Source organism: Nocardia neocaledoniensis (genome assembly GCF_003182135.1).
In the GTDB taxonomy this organism is placed as follows: Bacteria; Actinomycetota; Actinomycetes; order Mycobacteriales; family Mycobacteriaceae; genus Nocardia; species Nocardia neocaledoniensis.
The window spans coordinates 136,142-154,671 of record NZ_QGTL01000002.1; the positions used below are offsets into that span (position 1 = coordinate 136,142).

Sequence of the window (18,530 nt, forward strand, 5' to 3'; positions counted from 1 at the left end):
CCTCACGACAGATGCGCGGCAGCCGCCGTCCCGGACGAGCGGGACGGCGGCTGCCGCGGTGTCCGGTGCTACTTGGTGGGACCGAAGACCATGCCGACCAGGGTGTAGGCCAGGTTGATCAGCTGGTTGGTGATCATGGTGTTGTCCATGCCCAGGGACTGGGCGAGCGGCATCAGCATGTCCATGACCTTCAGGATCGGGCCGCCGAGGGAGCTCAGGTCGGGCAGTTCCTCGTCGGGGGTCGCCTGGGGCTTCGGCGTGGTTTCCCGCTTCCGGGGGCTCGGCGCGGCAGGGGCGGCGGGTTCACCGGGGGCCGCGGTGCGCACGTGGGTGCCGGTGCCTGCGCGAGCGGGCTCCGGGCTCGGCGGCACCGCCAGCTGTCCGCCGGACCCGCTCGGCGGCCTGCCCTCGTTGCCACCGGGGACCTGGAAGTGACCGCTGGAGCCGGCGGGCGGCTTCGGGGCCGCCGAGACCGGGCGCGCCGGAGCGGCGGCGGTCGTCGTCGGCACCGTGCTGGTGGACTGCGGTTGGCCCGCGTCCGAGGCGGGCTCCTCGGCCGGAGCCCGCGTGCTGGTCGGGGCCGGGGTCGTGGTCGACGCGGATCCGTCCTGTGCGGGTTCCTCGGGGAGCGGTGTCGAGTTCGCCTCCGAGTCCGTGGGCTCGGCTTCCGTGGAGTCCGCGCCCGGCGTCGATCCGGCCTGGCCGGCGGCAGCCGGTGCGGTGGTCGTCGTCGGCGCGCCCGACGGCTCGGCGTCGTCGGCCGGGGCGCTCTTCGTGGTGGTGCCGCTCGCCGAGTTCGCGGGGGTGGGTGTCGCGGTGCCGGTCGGCTCCGCGGCGTCGGCGGGCTTGCTCGGTGTCGAGGTCGGCACCAGCGCGGGCGCGGCGGCCTCGGGGCGGTCGGCGGCAGATCCGGAATCAGCCGGAGCCGGAGCGCTCTTGGTGGTCGTGACGGTGGCGGACGGGTCGGCGGCCTCGGACGGAGTCGTGGTGGGGACGCCGGTCGAGACCGGGACCCGCGCGGGGAAGTAGGCCGCGGGACGGTCGGACGCGGAGCCCGAATCGGCAGGCGCCGGCGCGCTTCGCGTCGTCGTCACCGTGTCGGACGGCGCGTTCGGGTCCGCCGCGTCGGCGGGCGCGCTCGCCGTCGTCGTCGGCGTGCCCGCGGACTCGTCGTCGGCGGGTGCGCTCTTCGTCGTCGGCGTGCCGGAGGACTCGTCCTCGGCCGGCACGCTCTTCGTGGTGGTGCCGCTCGCCGACGGTCCCGTCGAGTCAGCCGGGGCGGCGGCGCCGTCCGGGTCGACGGCGGCGGCGGGTTTGCTCGGTGTGGTGGTCGCGCTCGGTTCGGCCGTTGTCGAGACCGGGACGCGGCCGGGCGCCGGGCTGAAGGCGGCGGGGGTCGCGGTGACCGGCTTGTCCAGCAGGTAGCCGACCACGCCGGTGGCGATGGCGACGGCATGCTTCAGCTGACCCTCGCGGGATTCGAGGAGCGCGGCGTCCTCGGGGTTGGCCCCGTTGCCCATCTCCACGAACACCATCGGCACCTGGGTCAGGGCCGGACCGGCGATGTCGTCCCTGGTCTGCAGCCCGTTGTCGACGCCGGCGTAGGTGGCGGCGGGAAAACCGGAGGCGAGATAGGCGTCGCGCACGACCGTCGAGACGGCGCGGCCCGGCCCGGACTGCGCCTGGTCGGCGGCCGGATTCGGGATCGGCAACGCGGGCACGATCAGATGGAAGCCGCGCTGGTCGGCGGGGGCGCTGTCGGCGTGGATGCTGACAGCGACCTCCGCGCCGGAGGCATTGGCGGCGCGGGCGCGATCGTCGACGCAACCGCCCCAGCCGGTGTCGTCGGCGCGACTGAGCACGACGTCGGCGCCGAGGGCCTCGAGCGAGGCCTGGACCAGCTGGGCGACCTGCCAGTTGATGGTGTGCTCGGGGACGCCGTTGAGGCTGGTCATGCCGGTGGTCTGGCAATCCTTGGTGCCGCCGCGGCCGTTGTCGACCTGGCGGGACAGATTCTCCGAATGCGCGGACCCCTGATGACCCGGGTCGAGGAAGATCGTCTTGCCGGCGAGCTGATCGCTCACCGCCGGTTCGGGCGTCGCGTTGGCCTGCACGGGCACCAGCCCGGTCAGCGAGACCACGACCGCGGCGGACACAGTGGAGCAGAGACCGGCCTTCATGATGTTTGGTTGCATGTTCGGTCGGCACCCCGGAACGGAGCACCCCTCCCTTCCCATAGGTAACACCAAACCCAGTGGTTCACTCTTGCAACACGAGCAACCGCAGAGCAAGCACCGTTACCGAAATGTGACAGGCGGGAATGCCCAGATCAGCGCTGGTCAGACGCCCAAAACCGGCCCCGACGGGGCGATCAGGCGACGTCGGGCAGCTGGCGCAGCGAACGCAACGCGTAGTGCACGCGTGTCTTGACGGTGCCGACCGGAATGCCGAGATCCGCGGCCACCTCCCGGTACCCGCGATCGCGCAGGATCACCTCGACGACCGCCGCGCGCTGTGGCTCGGGCAGGTGCGCGAGGAGCTGGTCGACCAGCAGTCCGTCGACGAGCCCGTCGGCGAAATCGCGACAGGCCACGTCGGTGACGTCGTCCCAGCCCACATCGCCGGGCCGGGCGGCGCGCGCCCGCACGATGTCGACGACGACATTGCGCTCGATCGCCAGCAGCCAGGTCCGCACGCTCCCCTTGCTCGCGTCGAAGTCGCGACACGCGCGCCACCCGCGCAACAGCGTCTCCTGTACGGCATGCTCGGCCAGACCCGGATCGCCCAATCCGCGCAGCGCCCGCCAGTGCAGGAGCCCGCGGTCGGCGGCCAGCACCTCGGCCAAGCCCTCGGAGGTACACAGTCGTGCGCAGTGGGCACCGCAGGGTTCGTCGGTCATATCCGGTTATCGCGGCGAGCGGCGGCGATGACAACGCCTTAAGCGACTCTTCAGGATCCTGCTGGCCCGCCACGCGAGACTCGTTTCGCGAGCCCGGGCCGGGCCTGCTCCAGGAGGGGGGAGCAGGGCCATCGGGCTCGTTCTTTTTCCACATCCGGCCGAATCCCGCGACACAACCCGGGGTCGAGGACGACAATCGCGGCGAGGGGAGCGAGAAACGTGGACATCCATGCATACCCGACCGACGCCAGGACGCCGGTCGACCAGGCCGAGGCCACCCGCATCGCGGAGACCCGGCTCCCGGCGCCGGAGCCCGGCACCGAGCGACACGTCGCGGAATTCGACGACGGATTCATCGTCCTCGCCGTATGGCCGATCGCCACGCCCGCCGGACGATCACGGCCGGTGGGCGGTTCGGTGCACGTCATCGACAAGGAGACCGGCGCGGTGTCGTACTGGCCCACCTACCCGTACGAGCTGATCGCGCCGCTCTACGCGACGGGCCGGTTGATCGTCGAGGACGAGTGGCCGGAGCAGGACGACCGATCGTGACCCGACGAGCTTCCCCACCGGACCCCACGCACATCTAGGCTGGAACCCGAGCGGGACCAGCAGGCAGCCGCATGCCGTTGACCAGCAACGATCCCTCTCTGACACGGACAGATCAAGAACGAATTGCACACATAGCGATGTGTGCATATGATTGCGACCGATCGAACCGCACGGAGGGATGACGCGATGGGCGCAGGACACGGGCACGACCACCACAAGGTCTCGGCCGACAGCGATCGACGCTGGCTGGCGGGCGCGCTGGCGGTGATCGTCACCTTCCTCATCGGCGAGGTGATCGTCGGCATCGTGGCCGATTCGCTGGCCCTGCTGTCCGACGCGGCGCACATGACCACCGATGCCGCCTCCATCGTGCTGGCGCTGCTGGCGATCCGGCTCGCGGCGCGGCCGGCGACCGGCCGGATGACGTTCGGCTGGAAGCGCGTGGAGATCCTGTCGGCCCAGGCCAACGGCCTGACCCTGCTCCTGCTGGCGGCCTGGCTCGGCTACGAGGCGATCCGCCGCCTGTTCGAACCGCCCGAGGTGCACGGCACGCTGGTGCTGGTCACCGCGCTCGTCGGTGTCGCCGTGAACGTGCTGGCCACCTGGATGATCAGCAGGGCCGACCGGTCCAGCCTCAATGTCGAGGGCGCCTATCAGCACATCCTCAACGACCTGTTCGCCTTCATCGCCACGGCCGTCGCGGGCCTGATCATCATCCTCACCGGCTGGGTGCAGGCCGACGTGATCGCCACCCTGATCGTGGTGGCGCTGATGATCAAGGCGGGCATCGGGCTGATCCGCGCGTCGAGCCGCATCTTCCTCGAGGCCGCGCCGGACTACCTCGATCCGCAGCGGGTCGGCCGCGACATGGCCGCCAGGGACGGCGTCACCGAGGTGCACGACCTGCACATCTGGGAGATCACCTCCGGCTCCCCCGCACTCTCGGCGCACGTGCTGGTGGAGCCGGGCCACGATTGCCACGCCGTGCGCGAGGACATCGCGCACATGCTCGACCACGAGCACCACATCGAGCACGTCACCCTGCAGGTCGACCACGCGCGCCCGTCGGTGATCGGCATCGGCGCCGACGACAGCGACAGCCACTGCGGCGAGGCGCACGGGCCGCGGCACGTGCCGAGCGGCAAGGCCGCGCACTCGCACTGACCCCGGAACGACGGAAGGGCCCCACACCTGAACAGGTGCGGGGCCCTTCTCATCGGTCACGCCAGAGGGCGGACCCGGCCGTCCATCGACCGAGGGGGCTTGTTCAGCCGCCGAAGGAACCGGTCCACAGGGTGTCGACCAGGCCGTGGAGGGCGGCGCCCAGGGTGTCGAAGAGGCCGTTCAGAGCGGCGCTACCGGTGTCGATGATAACGGGGATCATAATAATTCCTCTGTTCTCTTCAGTCCCAGCCGCAGCTGGCTTACAGAGGGCGTATCGACGCTCGAACGCCGCGAGTTACGGAATTCCCGAATTAGTGACCGCGCTAACAGGTTGATGAGTAAACCTATCACTACCTGCGGTTATGTCCGGATACCTCATCTTTCTGAGGGGAATATGAGAATTCTTTGAGAGTCGTGTTGCGGCATCCGATAAGTCCGAATTTCCGATGCCACAAGAAATAGGGGCACCAATCACGGATTGATAATGAGACTTACGGTCTCACCTACTTTCGCGCCGCGGACCGGCTGCCCGCCCAGCATCGTGGCCACCAGGACGAGGAAGTCCAGATGGCCGCGCAGCGCCGTCAGACCACGCGCCACCGACACCACGGTGCTGGTGCCCGACCGCACCGGACGGCCCGCGAAGCGGTCGGTCAGCCAAGACAGGACCACCGGGACGACGAGGAACTCCAGCGGCAGATGCGAGCCGCGCCGCACCCGTAGGTACTCCACGGTGGCGCCGGCCGCCCGGTAGCGGGCGACGTGGCCGTCTACGTCGGCGACCGCGATCACCTCGTCCCGCACGCCCTGCACCACCAGCATCGGGGCGGCGGGAGCCCGGGTGCCCGGCTCGATGTCGGCCAGGATGCGGCGCAGCGCCGGTTCGGCGAGCAGCCCGGCCACCCCGTCGCGCAGATGCCGGGTGACGTCGCGGCGGGCGAACCGCACCAGCAGTTCGAAGGTGGGGCGCTTCTCGGCCTCGCCGAGCAGGGCGCGGTAGGCCGCGTCGACGTGCTCGTCCAGCACCGCGTCGAGGTCGGGATAGGCGCGGCGCAGCCCGGCGACGAACGCGGCGGGAAAGCCGGCGAACCACCCGCCGTTGAGCCGGACGAAGGCCGCGGCCGGGTCCCCGACCGGCGATCCCGCCGCCGCCCCGACGATGTTCAGTTCCGGCGCGTACTCGGCCGCCAGTTCCGCGGCCCACGCCGTCGCCAGTCCCCCGCCCGAGTACCCCCACAGCGCGACGGGATCCGCCGGACTCAGGCCCAGCGGCGCGAACCCCACCGCCGCCCTGATCCCGTCCAGCGCCCGGTACCCCGGTTCGCGCGCCGCGCCGAACCGGCCGCCGAGCCCCTCGTGGTCGGGCACCGACACCGCCCACCCCTGCCGCAGCGCCATCGCGATGATCGGCAACTCCAGCGGCGCGATCGAGCCCACTGTCCGCGCGCCGCGGCGCAGCGCGTAGGACGGAAAGCACTGGGGCGCGACGGCGTCGATGGCGCATTGGAACGACACCAGCGGCCGGGACACGGCCGGATCGGCGTCCCACGGCAGCAGCACCGTGGTGACCGAGACCTCCGGCTCACCGTCCAGGTCGCAGGTGCGGTAGAGCAGCTGCCACGCGGAGATCCGTTGCGGCACGAGGCCGAACAGCGCGAGCTCCACCGGCCGGGTGCGTACCACCGCGCCGGGGGCGAGGCAGGTGAGGTCGGGCGGGGCGAGGTAGAACGGGTCGTCGGGCGGGAGCAGCGGGGCGTGGCTCCACTGCGTCAACGCCGGGGCGGTGAGAGTCATAGGCTGCCGCCACCGCCGAAGAACCAGGGGTTGAACGTGCACGTCAGCTCGGGACTGCCCGTCGGGTCGAGGGCGCGCAGCGCGAGCGAGGCCGCGCGCGGGGAGTACATCATCGTCAGGTGGTCGGAGACGTCCTGTTCGCAGCCGTCCTGCAGGGTGATGTTGTCGACGGTCGCGTCGGGCCCGGCCCGCAGGAAGGTCCAGTCGAGCGGGTTCATCACCTCGTCGTAGCGGGACCCGACGACGGTGTAGTCGACGCCGGGCACGGTGTCGCCCGCGGCGTTGAGGGTGGCGTAGAACGCCGAGCCCACGGCCTGCTCGACATTGGACACCCCGATGATCGGCCGGTAGAAGCCGAGAATGTCGATGCCCGCGTTGTTGATCAGCCGGCCGAGGCTGGCGATGCCCATCAGCGAGGTGCCGTGATGGGTGGCGCCGAAGGTGACCAGCTTGCCGACCTTGCTCTGCCCGCCCTCGAACTTGAGGAAGTGGTTGGCGATGGTGCCGCCCTGGGAGTGGCCGACGATGTCGACCTGCTCGGCGCCGGTCGCGGCCCGGACCCGCTCGATGAACGCGGCCACCTGGCGCGAGGAGTCGGCCATCGGCCCCACCCCGTAGCGACCGGGCAGCACCGCGCCGAGCCCGCCGCCCTCGAGCAGCCCGGACTTGCCGAAGTTCAGGGTGAACACGCAGTGCCCGGCCTTCGCCAGACGCGGGGAGAGATAGGAGAAGGTGTCGTAGGCGTTGAGCCAGGTGCCGTGCAGCAGCACGACCGGGCGCGGATGCTCGGCGGTGGGCTTGCAGTTCCAGCGATTGGCGCCGGGCGGGGCCGCGTCGGGATGGAGCAGGCCGTAGGCGAAAGCGGGCAGGTAGGCTGACATCTCGGGGCCTTCGCCGACCGCGTCGGAGGAACGGCTGCCCGCCGAACCCGAGCTGCTGCCCGAGGCGCTGCCGGTGTCGGCGATCGCGGTCGGGCGGCGGCCGTCCGGCGTCGTGGTGACGGTGGCGTCGAGGTAGGCGGCCAGCGACTCGACCGTCGGTTCGAGCGGGGGCTCCGCGACGGCGGGACCGCTGCCGAGGACCGATGCCGAGGCCAGGCTCGCGGCGATGCCGAGGCCACACAGGGCACGGCGAAGGGAATGCGTCGTTGCAGTCATCAATTCACTTCCGTAGAACCGCGTCGACGAGCGGTGGCCCGGACGCGCTCTGCGAATCTATGACCGGCGCCACAGTGCTGTCACTGCACCGTGCACCGAGAAAACCCGGGAACAGTTGGCGCCCGAGCCAAGTTCTGTCCGTTCTCGACGGGACCGACCCACATCGCCCTGTCCTCGGACACAATCGGGTCATGCTCGCCGAACACCCCGCTCCCGCACGATCCGCTCTGACCGCTCGCTTGCTGACGCGCTGGCCCCAGATCGCCGAACGCATGCTCGCCGACGGCCTCGGCGCCACCGCACCCGCCGAACTGCCGCCGGGCCACTTCACCGCCGAGGTCCTGCCGACGATCTACGCGTGCGGGCGGGCCGTCCTCGAGGCGATCGGCGCCGATCGCGAGTTCACCCAGGCCGAGGTGGCGGCGTTCGTCGCGCCGGTCGCCGAGCGGCACGCCGAGGACCGGTTGCCGCTGCCGATGTTGATCGGCGCGATCCACGGCTCGGCCCAGTCGGTGCTGACCGAAGCGTTCGAGCTCACCGATCCCTCGGAGATGAGCGATCTGGTCCTGGTCGGCAGCAGACTGCTCGACCTGCTGCGACACATCAACATGACGGTCGTGGAGACCTACACCGAGGTCGAACAGTCGATCTACCACGCCGAGCGCGAGGCCAGGCGGGAACTGTGTTCCGCGCTGGTGCGCGGGCTGCCAGCCGAAGAGCTCGCGGCGCGTGCCGACACCGTCCTCGCCGACCAGTACACGGTGCTCGCGATCCACCTCAGCGAGCCCGCGCGCACCGGCAGCGCCGCCAATCTCGTGACCCGGCGCCGGATCCGGGTCCTACAGCGCGCACTCGACGAACTCACCGGCACCACCACACCCGCGACCTTCGACGGCGCGAACGGCATCGCGTTGCTGAGCAGCAGCTCCGAGACCGACATCGTCGACGCGCGGCGCTTCGACGACCTCGCCGCCCGGTTGACCGAGCAATTCGGGGTGACGGTGTATCTCGCGGAGTTCTCCGGTGTCAGCCGCGACAACATCCCGGCCACGGCGAAGGACGCCACCGAACTGACCGAGCTGGCGCGGCTGCGCGGCAGGCCGGGCGGCTGCTACCGCCTCGACGATCTGCTGCTCGAGTACCAGCTCACCCGGCCCGGCCCCGCCCGGGAACGGTTGGCGCAGCGCGTGATTCCGCTGCTCGGCAGCCCGCATCTGGTCGAGGCGCTGGAGGCGCACCTGCGTCACGGCGCGGACCGCAAGACCGCGGCACGGCGAATCCACGTGCACCCCAACACCTTCACCTATCGGCTGCGCCGGATCGCCGAGCTCACCGGACTCGATCCGGCCGATCCGACGGATTCCCGGATGCTGGCCGCCGCCCTCACCGTGCACCGGCTCGATTCGGCGGGCAGGCCCGAGGAGCAGGGCTAGCGCGTCAGCCGCTCGGCCACCGCGCCCAAGCCGTCGGCGATGGCGGTGCGCTGGGCCGGGTCGAGCACATCGAGGAACACCCGCCGCACGACGTCGACGTGGCCCGGCGCCACGGCGGCCAGCCGGGCGCGGCCCGCGTCGGTGAGTACCGCGTTGACGCCGCGGACGTCGGCGTCATCGTCGACCCGGCGCACCAGCCCGGCCCGCTCGAGCTTGCCGACCTGATAGGTCAGGCCGCTCTTGGAGGTGTAGAGCGCGGCGGCGAGGTCGGTCATCCGCATGGCCGACCCGGGCGCCTCGGCGAGCCGGACCAGCACCTCGTACTGGGTGTGGGTGAGGCCCTCCTCCTTCAGATGCTGGTCCACCGCGCGGTCGACCAGTGCGCCAGCGGCCAGGAACCCCATCCACGTCCGCATCTCCTCGGCATCGAGCCACCTCGGTTCTCCCATGCGCAGCACCCTAATCATCGCGGGTGGAATAGCCGCTCATCCGGTATCGTTCAAATTTGAACAACTACTGTTCACGCGATCCGAAGGAGCTGACCGTGACCGCGATGCCGGTGCTCTACCTCTCCCACGGCGCCCCGCCGCTGATCGACCACGCCACCTGGCCCGCCGAACTGGCCGCGTGGTCGGCCGAGCTGCCACGACCGCGCGCGATCCTGATCGTCTCCGCACACTGGGAATCCGCACCGATCACCCTCGGCGCGACCAGCACCGTGCCCCTGGTCTACGACTTCACCGGCTTCGCGCCCCACTACTACGAGCAGCGCTACCCGGCGCCCGGCGCGCCCGAACTGGCCGCCAGGGTGCGTGACCTGCTCGGCGGCGCGGTCGCCGACGCCCCGGAACGCGGCCTCGACCACGGCGCGTACGTGCCGCTCAGCCAGATGTTCCCGGCGGCCGACATCCCGGTGCTGCAACTGTCGATCCCTACACTGGATCCACGGGACCTGATGAAGCTCGGCCGCTCACTCGCCCCGCTGCGCGCCGAGGGCGTCCTCATCGTCGGCAGCGGGTTCTTCACCCACAACCTGCGTGCGATCACCGCCGACGACCACACCGTCCACTCGTTCACCGCCGAGTTCGACGACTGGGGCCGCCGGGCGATCGACGACCGCGACATCGACGCGCTGCTCGACTTCGAGCACACCGCCCCCGCGCCGCGGCTGGCCCACCCACGCACCGAGCACTTCGCCCCGCTGTTCCTCGCCCTCGGCGCGGGCGCCGACGACCTCGACTCCCTGCGCACCGTCATCGACGGCTACTGGTTCGGAATGGCACGACGCTCGGTTCAGATCGGCTGACCGGGACCAACGAAAGGAATCGCCATGACCACAACGACCACTCCCACCGACGCGGGTCTCCTGGTCCTGCGCGTCGGCGTCGGCGCGACGATGGCCGCGCACGGCACGCAGAAACTGTTCGGCTGGTTCGACGGCGGCGGCCTCGACGGCACCGACCGCTTCTTCACCGCGAGCGGCTATCCAGCCGGGAAGTTCTTCCCGGTGCTCGCCGCGCTGAGCGAGACCCTCGGCGGTATCGGCCTGATCCTCGGACTGCTCACGCCCCTGGCCGCGGCGGCGATCCTGGGCACGATGCTCAACGCGATCTCGGTGAAATGGGGCGGGTTCTTCGCGCCGAAGGGTGTCGAATTCGAGATGATTCTCGCGGTGGCCGCGGCGAGCCTGGCCCTCACCGGCGCAGGCGGTTTCGCGCTCGACCGCTTCGTCCCCGGCCTGCGCGACTACAAGCTCGCCTACGGTGTCGGCGCCATTGTTCTGGCCTTTGTCGCGGCCGGTGTGACGCTGCTCATCCGTAATTGAAAAGACAACGAAAAAACCCGCTATTCGACGTGTGCTTCGAATAGCGGGTCATTCGTTTCCCGACAAAGGAAAGTCTTACTCAGCGCGCTTTACAGGTAGGCGCTGCAGGTCGGCCAGGCGCCGGGGCCCTGGGCCGCCAGCACGTTCTCGGCGACGCGGATCTGCTCTTCGCGGCTGGCGTTGTCGGCCGTGCCGGTGCCGCCGTAGGCCTCCCAGGTGCTCTGCGAGAACTGCAGGCCGCCGTAGTAGCCGTTACCGGTGTTGATGTTCCAGTTGCCGCTGCTCTCGCACTGCGCCACGGCGTCCCAGTTGTTCGCGGAGGCGGTCGCGGTGGTCAGACCGGCCGGAACGGCGATCATGGCGCCGGCGACAGCGGCGAAACCGAGGGTACGGGTGAACTTGCGGTTGAAAGACATACGCTTTTCCTGCCTGCGCCCACCGGCACGGGAATCGAATCTTCCGCGTCCCTGCCCCTCAGGAATGTCGGGGATCCTCGAATCGCGGGGCAGGCTTTCCGGTGTTCTGCGATTCGATTCGGCTCGGGTTGTTGTTCAAGCCGTGACCGAATGTAGCCGGGATGCCAGCTGAGATCACGTCATGATCACGAGCCGTTCTGTAGCGACCTTTGTCCAAAAGAACACTGTTCCGCCCAGGTCTGCCGTTACAAATCCGTAATGACAACGGTGTCGTTATAGCCTCGTTATGTGACCGGGATCACCGCGATATAGAGACCCCGGTCACGTTTCGTTCCCGGCAAATCCGGCAACCCGCGCCCGTGTAACGCCGCGGCGGGGTCGGGGAACAGTGCGTGCATGGGATCGAAGGAGACAACCATGGCACCGCGTCGTACCCGCCGGATCGTGCTCGGCCTGCTGGCGACGGGGGTGGTGGCCGCCGTCGTGGTCGGGCTGTACCTGTTCCAGCCGTGGCGGCTGTTCACCACGACGACCGTCGACGAGGCGCCGGTCGCGACGGCCGTGGACGGTGGGCCCGCCCCCGTGCTCGTGACCGGCACTTTCCTGTCCCACGAGCACGGGACGTCCGGTACCGCGCAGATCCAGCGCACGCCCGAGGGCACCCTGGTGCTGCGGATCAGCGACCTGCGCACCTCCGACGGGCCCGCGCTGCGGGTGTGGCTGACCGATCAGCCGGTGATCGCCGACGACTGGCACAACTTCGACGACGGCGCGCACGTGGATCTGGGCGCGCTCAAGGGCAACGAGGGCAATCAGAACTACGAGCTGCCCGCGGGCACCGACCTGTCGACGCTGAAATCGGTGAGCATCTGGTGCGCGCGCTTCCACGTGTCGTTCGGCGCGGCCGCCCTCACCCCGGCCTGACCGGCTCAGCCGCGCTCGTGCCAGTCGCGGAACGCGGTGAGCAACGTGGCGCGTGCCTGCCCGGAGAGCTGTTCGGGCGCGAGTGCGCCCACCTCGCGGACGGTGCGGCGGATCTGCGCGAGGTAGATCTCGCAGCCCTCGCAGACGGCGAGGTGGTCGTGGAAGCGCCGCTCGGTGTCGGCGTCGAGAGCGCCGTCGAGGAATCGGGTGACCAGCTCGACGAATTCGTCGCAGTCCATGCCGAGAAGCTCCTCTCCTTCGCTCGGCGAAGCATATCCGTGACCTTGTTCAGAGCCCCGAGGCCACCGGATCGTTACAGTCAGGCCAGCAGCCGCCGCTCGGTCGCGACCGCGACCGCCGCGGCCCTGGTGTCGACGCCGAGTTTGTCGTAGATGCGGCCGAGGTGGGTCTTCACCGTGGCCTCGCTGATGTGCAGCGCCTTGGCGATCTCGCGATTGCCGAGGCCCTGGGCGAGCTGCCCGAGGATGTCGCGTTCCCTGGCGGTGAGCGTCGGGCCCGGATTGCGCATCTTGGCCATCACCTTGGCCGCGACCGGCGCCGACAGCGTCGTCTGCCCGCTCGCGGCGGCGTGGATGGCGGCGAAGAGTTCCTCGGGGCGCTCGGCCTTGAGCAGGTAGCCGGTGGCGCCCGCCTCGATCGCCCTGGTGATGTCGGCGTCGGTGTCGTAGGTGGTGAGCACCAGGACGTGCGGCGCCGGGGCGGGCTGGGCGGTGATCCGCCGGGTCGCCTCGACGCCGTCCATGTCGGCGCCCAGTTGCAGATCCATCAGGACCACCTGGGGCCGCAGGCTCGCGGCGAGCGCGACCGCGGCGGCACCGTCGGCCGCCTCGCCGATGACCTCGATATCGGGCGCGCTCGACAGCAGGGCGCGCAGTCCGGCGCGGACGACGGCGTGATCGTCGCAGAGCAGCAGGCGCACGGTGGTGGTCACAGCTGCCGATGCTAGTGCGCGCACGCGCCGCCGATCGTCAGTTGTCCGCCCCCGCGACGACGAGCGGAATGGCGGCCGAGAGCACGGTGCCGTCGCCCGGCGCGGACTCCACGGTGCAGGTACCGCCGAGCTGACGCACCCGCGCGCGGATCGCGGGCAGCCCGTGCCCTCGATGCTCGTCCGGATCGGTCAGCGCGTCGGGATCGAAGCCGCGACCGTCGTCGGCGATGTCGAGGACGATCTGGTCGTCGAGGCTGGTCAGCGTGATGGTGGCGGTGGTGGCCGCCGCGTGCTCGCGCACATTGGCCAGCGCGCCCTGGGCGATCCGCAGCAGCGTGGCCTCGACGCGCTGAGGTAGCGGGCCCGGCGTGCCCTCCAGATGACAGCGCACGGTCAGGGTGTCGGTGCTCTCGCGCTCGGCCAGCGCGGTCAGCGCCGCGGGCAGCGACCCGCCCGCGGCGAGGTCGGCGGGCGCCAGGTCGTGGACGAACCGGCGCGCCTCGGCCAGATCGCGTTCGGCGATGGTGGCGGCCGAGCGCAGATGGGTGTGCGCGAGGTCGGGATCGCTGTCCCACACCAGGTCGGCGGCTTGCAGCAGCATGCGCTGGCTCGACAGGCCCTGGGCGAGGGTGTCGTGGATCTCCATCGCCAGGCGTTGGCGTTCGGCGAGGGTCCCTTCCCTGCGTTCGGTGGCGGCCAGTTCGCGCCTGGTCCGGACGAGGTCGTCGATGAGCGCGGCCTGCCGTTCTGCCTGGCGGCGCATGCCGACGAACAACGCCGTCGTCACCGCGGCCACGGCGGGCGGGGCGAGTACCAGATTCGGGTCGAGCCAGCCGGCGATGCGCACCTGACTCGTCACCACCAGGGCCGTGAGCACGACGACCAGGATCACGGCCACCCGCTCCGACAGAATCCGCAGGCCCGTGTACACCAGCGGCACCGCGCACCAGGCGAAACTGGGCGCCAGGACCACCAGCACCGACCAGGTGAGCACCAGCGAGGCGAACCACACCAGCCGACCCGACTGCCGCAACTCGCTCAGCGCGTACAGCACCGCGATCGTCACCGACAGGATGACGATCACCGGCGTCGACCTGGTCTCGCTGTGCCGGATCAGCCAGCGCATCAGCGACGCGGCGAGCAGGACGTAGAAGGCACTGTGCACGATGACAGCGAGCAGGCGCGTGTCGTCGCGCTCCTGACCGGCCGCCTGCGCCATCGCCACTCCTCCCTGTCGTCGCGTCCTGGGCGAACTCCCATTCTCGCCCCGCGACCGCCACGCGGGGGTCATCCGATCGGTTGACCCGGGTGTCGACCGATCCGGCCGCGGAGTGCAGCCACTACGCCGATTCGCCGGGGCCGCCGGGCGAACAGGATGAATGTCAACAGGCCACGGCGACCCGCCGGACCGGCCGAGATCCCCACAGGAGCAGCCATGAGCAAGTCCACCACCCGCAACCGCCTCATCATCGCCGGCGCGACCGCTGGTGTCGTCGCCGCCGGTGTGGTCGGCGTCGTGACCGTGCAGGCCCAGGATCAGGATCCGGCCACCCGCACCCCGGTCGTGGCCGACGCCGCCGACGCCAACCTGACCCAGTCGACCCACCTGTCGATCGCCGCCGCCACCAAGGCCGCGCAGACCGCGCTCGACGCCGCGGCCAAGGAGAACCAGCGGGTGAGCGTCGCGGTCGTGGACCGCAACGGCAATGTCATCGTCACCCTGCGCGGCGACGGCGCCGGCCCGCAGTCCTACGACGCCGCCCAGCAGAAGGCCTTCACCGCCGTCTCCTGGAACGCCCCGACCACCGAACTGGCCAAGCGCCTCGAATCCGCCCCCCACCTGGCCGACATCGACGGCACCCTCTTCCTCGGCGGCGGCGCCCCGGTGAAGGCGAACAACGCCCCGATCGCGGGCATCGGCGTGGCCGGCGCTCCCAGCGGCGACCTGGACGAGAAGTTCGCCCAGGCCGGCGTGGCCGCCCTCGGCAAGTAGGCACTCCCCCGCACGGCCCGATGACCTGCCCGGTCATCGGGCCGTCGTCGTATCGGCGACCTCTGTTCGCCCGCCTGATACCCCCTGGGGTATGTTGGTCCGCAAAAAGATACCCCCTGGGGTATATCCGACGCGGAGGTAGGACAGTGACGGAGACGATGCCCGCACAGCGGCGCACCACGACCGCGCCGCCGGTGACAGGCGGCCCGATGGCCCGGCTCGGCGCCACGATGACCGATCGGGCGCGCTGGGTCTTCGGGGTGTGGCTGGTGGTCCTGGTCACGCTCGGCGCCGCCGCACCGAGCGTGTTCAGCTCGCTCGCCGGGGCGGGCTGGCAGGCGAACGGATCGGAGTCCGTGCGGGTGCGCGAGCTCGCCCAGCAGCATTTCGGCGGCAATTCCTCGACCGCACTGCAGGTGGTCGTGCATTCCGGCGCCGACACCATCGACAGCCCCGCGGTCGCCGGCACGCTCGACGCGGTCACCGCGGAACTGGCGGGCGACGACCGCTTCGGCGCCGTCCTCCCCCCGCAGCCTGGGATGACGATCAGCCCCGACGGCCACACCGGGATCGTCGTCGCGGGCGCCGCCGGCTCCCCCGACGACATGGTCCGCGCGGTCGACGACCACAAGCAGGCGCTGACGGCGCTGTCCCGCGACGGGATCGAGGTGTATCCGACCGGCGCGTCGGCCCTGTGGAGCGACTTCAACAAGGCCAATCACGACGCGATGATCAAGGCCGAACTGTTCAGCTGGCCGGTCACCCTGGCCATCATGGTGCTGGCCTTCGGCTCGCTGGTCGCGGCGGGCCTGCCGCTGCTGCTGACGGTCGCGGGACTGGTGGCATCGGCGGGTGGGCTGGTGTTGCTCAACCAGGTCACGCCGATCTCGGTGTGGGCCATGAATTTCGCGATGATGTTCGCGCTGGCCCTCGGCATCGACTACGCGCTGTTCCTGGTGGCCCGCTTCCGCGAGGCGATCGCGAAGACCGGCGATGCACGCGCGGCCGTCGCCGAGACCATGGACACCGCGGGCAAGGCGGTCGTGCTCTCGGGACTGACCGTCCTGGTCAGCCTGTCGGCGGTCCTGCTGGTGCCCGCGCCCGCCGTGCGGACCATGGCGGTGGGGATCATGCTCGCCGTGATCTTCGTCCTGGTGGCCACGACGACCCTGCTCCCCGCCGCGCTGGGCGCGCTCGGCCGCCGTGTCGACGCGGGCGCCGTCCCGTTCACCACCCGGACCCGGCCCCGGTCGCCGCTGTTCGGCCGGTGGGCCGCGCGGCTGGACGCCCGGCCGTGGCCGTTCGCGATCGCCGCGGTGGCGGTGCTGGTCGGCCTGGCGATCCCCGTGCTCGGATTGCGGGTGGCGATGCCGTCGATCGAGGTCGTCCCGGCCGACGCCCCCGTCCGGCAGGGTTATGAGCTGGTGCAACGTCAGCTCGGGGCCGGGGCGCCGGGAGCTCTGCAGATCGTCGCGCCCGCCGCCGACGCGGCCGAGACCGCGCGGATCGCCGCCGCGGTCGACGGCGTCGCGATGCTCACCCCCGCCCAGGCTGGTGGGGAGGGATTGGTCCTCATGCAGGCCCTGCCTTCGGTCGACCCGTCCGATGCGCGACTGGCGGACACCCTCGAGCGATTGCGGGCGCGGCTCCCGGAGTCGGCGCTGGTCGGCGGCGCGCCCGCGGAGAATCTGGACCTGCAGCGGGCACTGGACGACTACCTGCCGATCGTCGTCGGCGTGATCCTGTCGCTCGGCTTCCTACTGCTGCTGGTCGCGCTGCGGGCCCCGTTGATCGCGGCGCTGGGCACCCTGGTGAGCCTGTTGTCCACCGCCGCGGCGTTCGGGGTGGCGAAGCTGATCTTCCAGGACGGGCACGGCGCCGGACTGCTCGGCTTCACTCCGCAGGGCTTCCTCGACGGCTGGGGTCCGGTGTTCTTCTTCGCCATGATCTTCGCGATCGCGATGGACTACACCGTGTTCCTGTTGGCCACCGCCAAGGAGCACTACGAGCGCACCGGCGATCCGCGGACCGCGCAGGTCGACGGCATGGCCAACGCGGGCCGGGTGATCTTCGCCGCGGCGGCGGTGATGGTCGCGGTGTTCTTCACTTTCGCGCTGGCCGACCCGCTCCCGCCCAAGGAGATGGGCGTCATCCTCGGCGTGGCGGTGCTGCTGGACGCCGCCGTCGTGCGCCTGGTGCTGCTGCCGGTGTTGCTGCGGTTGACCGGGCACGCCGCCTGGTGGGCGCCGCGGTGGCTGCGCCGGGTGCTGCCCGACATCAGCTTCGCGCATCACTGAGCGCTCCGGCCCGAAATACCCCGTGGGGTATTCTGGGCCGGGACGGATCGAGAAGGAGACACAGATGGTCGGCGACGAGAACAGCACCGCCGCGGTGCTCAACCGGCTGCGGCGGGCGCACGGACAGCTCGCGGGCGTGATCGCGATGGTCGAACAGGGACGCGACTGCAAGGACGTCGTCACGCAGCTCGCCGCGGTCTCGCGTGCCCTAGACCGCGCCGGCTTCAAGATCGTGGCGACCGGCCTGCGCGAATGCCTGGCCGACCCCGACAACGCCCGCACCGACCCGATGACCGTCGAGGAACTGGAGAAGCTGTTCCTCTCCCTGGCCTGAAACCACCCGGAGGACCGACCATGACCGACCTCGCCCTGGCGACCACCCTGACCACCGACTTCGACGACGCCGTCGAGCGCACCAGAGCGGCACTGGCCGCCCAGGGCTTCGGCGTGCTCACCGAGATCGACCTGCGCGCCACCCTGCATGCCAAGCTCGGCCACGACATGGAGGACTACCGCATCCTCGGCGCCTGCAATCCGCCCCTGGCGCACCGCGCCGTCGAGGTCGACCGGCAGATCGGCCTGCTGCTGCCCTGCAACGTGGTCGTTCGCCGCTCCCGCGACGCCGCGGGCGAGGTCATCGTCGAAGCGATGAATCCCGAACTCATGGTGCAGGTCAGCGCCGATCCCGCGCTGAAACCCGTCGCCTCGGAGGCCGCTACGAAACTCCAGGCGGCGATCGACGCGCTCGGCGCCGACTGAGCGCACGAACGCGCCGAGCCACCGGGAGTGCTCCCGGTGGCTCGGCGCGGAGTGTGCGTCCGGGCTATTTCCAGGGCAGGCAGCCGGCGGCACGCAGGCGGGACGCGAGGCCGGTGTCGACGCTGCTGCTCGATCCGGACGCGGAGCCGGTCGTGGTTCCGGTGAACGCGGCGGCGAGTTCGCCACCGAGCCCGGCGCCGATGGAGCACCCGAGCACATTGAGGTCGATGGTGATGATCTCGTTCGGCTCGGCGGGGTTGTCAGCGGCGGTGGCTGGTCCGGCGAGGCAGGCGAGGGTGGCGGCGACTGCGACCGCGACGGCACCGACTGTGACAGAACGCATGATTCTCCTGGCGATTGTTTCG

20 protein-coding genes are annotated in these 18,530 nt (G+C 70.7%); 10 read left to right on the forward strand and 10 right to left on the reverse strand.

Going from position 1 to position 18,530, the window contains the following annotated elements; genetic code table 11:
• Positions 1 to 68: 68 nt before the first annotated feature.
• A complete protein-coding gene (locus DFR69_RS35735; RefSeq protein WP_425271594.1) occupies positions 69 to 2,195 on the reverse strand; it encodes an N-acetylmuramoyl-L-alanine amidase in 2,127 nt (708 codons plus the stop codon).
• Between the two features lie 176 nt (positions 2,196 to 2,371).
• Positions 2,372 to 2,899: a sigma-70 family RNA polymerase sigma factor gene (locus tag DFR69_RS04940; protein WP_110036250.1), complete on the reverse strand. Its 528-nt coding sequence runs from the start codon at positions 2,897 to 2,899 to the stop codon at positions 2,372 to 2,374.
• Between the two features lie 219 nt (positions 2,900 to 3,118).
• On the opposite strand from DFR69_RS04940, the gene DFR69_RS04945 reads away from it, so the two are divergent.
• Positions 3,119 to 3,451: a hypothetical protein gene (locus tag DFR69_RS04945; RefSeq protein ID WP_110036251.1), complete on the forward strand. Its 333-nt coding sequence runs from the start codon at positions 3,119 to 3,121 to the stop codon at positions 3,449 to 3,451.
• A gap of 186 nt (positions 3,452 to 3,637) precedes the next feature.
• Positions 3,638 to 4,615 carry a cation diffusion facilitator family transporter gene (locus DFR69_RS04950; RefSeq protein ID WP_110036252.1) on the forward strand — a complete coding sequence of 326 codons (978 nt, stop codon included), beginning with the start codon at positions 3,638 to 3,640 and terminating at the stop codon, positions 4,613 to 4,615.
• A 471-nt stretch (positions 4,616 to 5,086) separates the two neighbouring features.
• Here the strand turns inward: DFR69_RS04950 and DFR69_RS04955 are convergent, their stop codons facing one another.
• Together DFR69_RS04955 and DFR69_RS04960 are read right to left on the reverse strand one after the other, a co-directional pair.
• Positions 5,087 to 6,409, reverse strand: coding sequence for a lipase family protein (locus DFR69_RS04955; protein WP_110036253.1), 1,323 nt, complete (start codon positions 6,407 to 6,409; stop codon positions 5,087 to 5,089).
• Positions 6,406 to 7,566 (reverse strand): esterase/lipase family protein, encoded by a 1,161-nt coding sequence (locus DFR69_RS04960; protein WP_110036254.1) that lies wholly within the window; start codon positions 7,564 to 7,566, stop codon positions 6,406 to 6,408. The genes DFR69_RS04955 and DFR69_RS04960 overlap by 4 nt, the downstream gene beginning before the upstream one ends.
• 191 nt (positions 7,567 to 7,757) lie before the next feature.
• On the opposite strand from DFR69_RS04960, the gene DFR69_RS04965 reads away from it, so the two are divergent.
• Complete coding sequence (locus tag DFR69_RS04965; RefSeq protein ID WP_110036255.1) at positions 7,758 to 8,999, forward strand: PucR family transcriptional regulator; 1,242 nt, start codon at positions 7,758 to 7,760, stop codon at positions 8,997 to 8,999.
• On the opposite strand, the gene DFR69_RS04970 is transcribed toward DFR69_RS04965, so the two are convergent.
• Positions 8,996 to 9,448, reverse strand: coding sequence for a MarR family winged helix-turn-helix transcriptional regulator (locus DFR69_RS04970; RefSeq protein ID WP_110036820.1), 453 nt, complete (start codon positions 9,446 to 9,448; stop codon positions 8,996 to 8,998). The genes DFR69_RS04965 and DFR69_RS04970 overlap by 4 nt on opposite strands.
• Positions 9,449 to 9,552: 104 nt before the next feature.
• Here DFR69_RS04970 and DFR69_RS04975 point away from each other — a divergent pair, with 104 nt between their 5' ends.
• Both DFR69_RS04975 and DFR69_RS04980 read left to right on the forward strand, forming a co-directional pair.
• Entirely contained in the window at positions 9,553 to 10,305 is a 753-nt protein-coding gene (locus tag DFR69_RS04975; protein ID WP_186817415.1) for a dioxygenase family protein, read from the forward strand.
• Positions 10,306 to 10,329: 24 nt separating this feature from the next.
• A complete protein-coding gene (locus DFR69_RS04980) occupies positions 10,330 to 10,824 on the forward strand; it encodes a DoxX family protein (protein WP_110036256.1) in 495 nt (164 codons plus the stop codon).
• Between the two features lie 89 nt (positions 10,825 to 10,913).
• Here DFR69_RS04980 and DFR69_RS04985 read toward each other — a convergent pair whose 3' ends face one another.
• Complete coding sequence (locus tag DFR69_RS04985) at positions 10,914 to 11,240, reverse strand: transglycosylase family protein (protein WP_110036257.1); 327 nt, start codon at positions 11,238 to 11,240, stop codon at positions 10,914 to 10,916.
• Between the two features lie 417 nt (positions 11,241 to 11,657).
• Here DFR69_RS04985 and DFR69_RS04990 point away from each other — a divergent pair, with 417 nt between their 5' ends.
• Positions 11,658 to 12,164: a DM13 domain-containing protein gene (locus DFR69_RS04990; protein ID WP_244198096.1), complete on the forward strand. Its 507-nt coding sequence runs from the start codon at positions 11,658 to 11,660 to the stop codon at positions 12,162 to 12,164.
• Between the two features lie 5 nt (positions 12,165 to 12,169).
• Here the strand turns inward: DFR69_RS04990 and DFR69_RS04995 are convergent, their stop codons facing one another.
• The 3 genes from DFR69_RS04995 to DFR69_RS05005 all read right to left on the reverse strand — a co-directional run bounded on the left by DFR69_RS04995 (position 12,170) and on the right by DFR69_RS05005 (position 14,335).
• A complete protein-coding gene (locus tag DFR69_RS04995; RefSeq protein ID WP_110036259.1) occupies positions 12,170 to 12,403 on the reverse strand; it encodes an anti-sigma factor family protein in 234 nt (77 codons plus the stop codon).
• Between the two features lie 80 nt (positions 12,404 to 12,483).
• Positions 12,484 to 13,116, reverse strand: a complete 633-nt coding sequence (locus tag DFR69_RS05000) for a response regulator (RefSeq protein ID WP_110036260.1) — start codon at positions 13,114 to 13,116, stop codon at positions 12,484 to 12,486.
• Between the two features lie 37 nt (positions 13,117 to 13,153).
• Complete coding sequence (locus tag DFR69_RS05005; RefSeq protein ID WP_110036822.1) at positions 13,154 to 14,335, reverse strand: sensor histidine kinase; 1,182 nt, start codon at positions 14,333 to 14,335, stop codon at positions 13,154 to 13,156.
• 216 nt (positions 14,336 to 14,551) lie between these two features.
• Between DFR69_RS05005 and DFR69_RS05010 the strand changes: the two genes are divergently transcribed.
• From DFR69_RS05010 to DFR69_RS05025, 4 genes are all read left to right on the forward strand, one after another.
• Positions 14,552 to 15,109: a GlcG/HbpS family heme-binding protein gene (locus DFR69_RS05010; protein ID WP_110036261.1), complete on the forward strand. Its 558-nt coding sequence runs from the start codon at positions 14,552 to 14,554 to the stop codon at positions 15,107 to 15,109.
• Between the two features lie 158 nt (positions 15,110 to 15,267).
• Positions 15,268 to 17,406, forward strand: a complete 2,139-nt coding sequence (locus DFR69_RS05015; RefSeq protein ID WP_110036262.1) for an MMPL family transporter — start codon at positions 15,268 to 15,270, stop codon at positions 17,404 to 17,406.
• Between the two features lie 64 nt (positions 17,407 to 17,470).
• The gene (locus DFR69_RS05020) at positions 17,471 to 17,740 is read left to right on the forward strand and encodes a metal-sensitive transcriptional regulator (RefSeq protein ID WP_110036263.1); all 270 of its coding nucleotides are present in this window, start codon (positions 17,471 to 17,473) and stop codon (positions 17,738 to 17,740) included.
• A 20-nt stretch (positions 17,741 to 17,760) separates the two neighbouring features.
• The gene (locus DFR69_RS05025) at positions 17,761 to 18,165 is read left to right on the forward strand and encodes a DUF302 domain-containing protein (protein ID WP_110036264.1); all 405 of its coding nucleotides are present in this window, start codon (positions 17,761 to 17,763) and stop codon (positions 18,163 to 18,165) included.
• 64 nt (positions 18,166 to 18,229) lie between these two features.
• Here DFR69_RS05025 and DFR69_RS05030 read toward each other — a convergent pair whose 3' ends face one another.
• On the reverse strand, positions 18,230 to 18,508 hold the full coding sequence (locus DFR69_RS05030; RefSeq protein WP_110036265.1) for a hypothetical protein: 279 nt from the start codon (positions 18,506 to 18,508) through the stop codon (positions 18,230 to 18,232).
• Between the last annotated feature and the right edge of the window lie 22 nt (positions 18,509 to 18,530).